Here is a 3,161-nt window from a genome sequence, read left to right on the forward strand (position 1 = left end):
CGTGGACGTCCAAAGGCGGTGAAAGATGAAAACGGATGAACTGATTAAGCAGTATTATAGCGGCGATGATACAGCTCTTGACAGGCTGTACAGACAGAATATAGGCTATATCCATAATATTGTTGCTGATATTGCCAAGCGAAGCGGACTGAAGCTGTCTGAGGATATGCAGCAGGATCTGGAACAGGTCGGTGCATTGGAATTCGTGGAGCGTATCTGTGAAAAGAAGTTTGATCCAACTATAAGCAAGCTCCAGACATATCTGTATCCGTTTATCTTCGGCAAGATGTGGAGATATATTGAAGAATACTACGGACTCATCAATATTCCTCATGGCACTATGACACAGATACGCAAGTGCAAAAAGCTGCATGGTGACGGACTAAGTATTGAGGATATAGCCAAGGAACTGAATATAAAGGAGAAGCTGGTCGTAGACTGCCTGAACTTCACTTTTCACTATGAACAGCTCATGGTCTCATATGATGACGATCCCGATGAAGACCAGAATCCGCGCATTGCACCAATCGGCGATAATGTCCGCAAGAAAGCTATACAGCGAGCCGTATATCCATTGCTGAGACAGAAGTATGCCAAACTGAAAGCAGAACAACAGCACATTCTCGGCTGCTACTTAGGAATTTTCGGCTATGAGAAGATGTCTGTTGCTGATATTGCCGATATGCTTATGATCACGAGAAATGCCGCTCAAAAGAAGATAGCCAAGGCTCTTGAAAAGCTGTATGAGTATGTCTGGGACAGCGAGATCAAGTATTGGATAAACGGCTACTTATGTTTGTTTCGTTAAGATTAACTGATGCATTACTACAACAGGTAAAAAAACTTACACCTAGCTTATTCTGTCCGATATCGAAAATCAGCTTGAACAGACAAATCATGATCATCTTGGAAAGATCATCAAATATGCTTCCTGTTTACATATGTGCACTAGCAGATAACTTCTATGGTATCAAAGACTGCATTATGTTCAAGGCAGTCGGACTTGATATTAACGGTGCTAGCTTTAATGCTTCTTCTTTGAATTCTTTACTGTACTTCATAGTCGTTTTCCCTTTCCGGTTTTGTTATTTATATTCTACCATATTTTTGGGTGTTTGTCGACTGCTCTTTCAGTATAACACTTCAGATAGCATAAAAATTAGAAGCATAAATTTTATATTATTGACAATTCTAAAATTATTCGTGATGTATTGACAAGAGCGCTCTTTTGTGATATAATATTTAATCAGCATTATAACAAAGTGCTAAAATATATTAATTAAGGATTGATAAACATGAAACTCAAAAAAAAATTGGCAGCAATTGCACTCGCTGCTTCTGTAATGGCTGTACCAGTTCTTACTAAAAGCATTCCACTTCTACATTTTTCTAATACAGTAGCTTCAGCTACTTATTATGGTGAAGTTACAATTGATGATGTAGTATATAAGCTTTATGAAAACTATGGTGTTTATTATGCTTTCGTTACTGGGGTTGCGCCTGACTGCGACACTGTAACAATTCAGAATAGTATTTCATATAACGAAAAAACTTATGTTGTTCAAGCAATCACCCCCTTGATTGACATTAATATTACAAAACTTGATATACGTGCTGTTAATATAGTAAACATTGATAAGATTACAAATTCAGGCAATTTACAAGAGGTTATTATTCCTGAAACAGTTACAGAGGAAAATGCCGAAAATATTATAGAGAAATATGGTTCTGTAATTAATGCTATGTCAGGTGATAATCTGACTATAAATGGTGTGGAGTTATGTACATTTTCAGATGACAATACCACTGAACCAGAACTTGGTCATATGTTTAAGAAAGCAATTTACAAACACTTTCTTGCAATGCCAGATTTTTCCAATATGTATACTGAAAGATATGTAGAATATGTTGTAAAAAATAATACTAAGCCAGGAGATTCAGATATCAAGAAGGCTATAAAGCTTCATGACTGGCTTGACAATCATGTTACATATAATCCACTTACAACTTCAGATGAAAGGGATCATGTAAATGCCTCTGTATTTCTTCATCATGAAGATGAGGAGAGTGGGTATAAAGACGGATTCTATACTGTTTGTGACGGCTATGCAAGAGCATATAAGCTCCTGATGGACAAAGCTGGAGTTACCTGTAAAAAAGTATATGGCAAAAGTAAATATGGAAACTCTGCTCATGCATGGAACATCGTAGAAATTAACGGGAGATGGTATTATATTGACAGCACCTGGGATGACTATGAAGACAATGAAAGTGGAGTTCGCTATGATTATTTTTTACGCGCTAAAAATGATTTAAATCATTCTATGTATACCTATAGGATTTACATCAGTGATGAAGAAATTAGCAAAGATGAAATTAACCTTCCTACATATTCAATTAAAACTCTTGGCGATGTAGATGACGACGAAAACGACAACGGCTTGGCAAACGCTTTAGATTTAAAATATTTTAAAGAGAACTTAAAATATTTTAAAGAGAATGATAAAAGAATCAGTGAAGTTCAAAGAGCAAATGCAGATATTAATTTTGACGGTAAAGCTGATGAAAATGATATAAAAATAATGGAAAAATATTTTGATAGCGTTATCGGAGACGTCAATTGCAATGGAGTTGTTGATGATAATGATAAGAAAATGTTAGTTGACGTTATACATTATGGTTATTTCATATCGCCCCAAGGCTTTGAAGAAATGCCCTCATCTGAGCATATGCGACGTGGTGATATAGATATGGATGGCGATTTGGATCAATATGATGTGTCTGCAATTCAAGATCTCATTAATAAAGATATACATACATCTAAACGAGGATTTTTAGAGGGTATTAGGTTATATTTAACAAGATAAAATGTAAGCGTCAAATAAAGCGCGTCCCATAGGGAGTCAATCCCAAATTCTGTGTAAACGCAAAATAGTGCAATAGAAAAGTGTATAATGAGACCGATTATGAAAGCATTCGGTCTTATCTGCATATTAGCACATGATTATTTGATTGTCAAGATGAGTCAATCCCAAATTCTGTGTAAACGAAAAATAGTGCAATAAAAGAGTATATGATGAGACCGATTGTGAAAGCATTCGGTCTTATCTGCATATTAGCACATGATTATTTGATTGTCAAGATAAAAGTGTTATTCCGGG

Annotated in this window: 2 protein-coding genes; both read left to right on the plus strand. The window is 35.8% G+C overall.

The annotated features are described in order from the left end of the window. Window positions 1–25 precede the first annotated feature (25 nt). Complete coding sequence (locus tag K5677_RS13700) at window positions 26–808, plus strand: sigma-70 family RNA polymerase sigma factor (RefSeq protein ID WP_296729069.1); 783 nt, start codon at window positions 26–28, stop codon at window positions 806–808. A gap of 487 nt (window positions 809–1,295) precedes the next feature. Continuing rightward, window positions 1,296–2,867: a dockerin type I domain-containing protein gene (locus K5677_RS13705; RefSeq protein WP_296729071.1), complete on the plus strand. Its 1,572-nt coding sequence runs from the start codon at window positions 1,296–1,298 to the stop codon at window positions 2,865–2,867. Window positions 2,868–3,161: the final 294 nt, after the last annotated feature.

This window comes from Ruminococcus sp. (assembly GCF_024684275.1).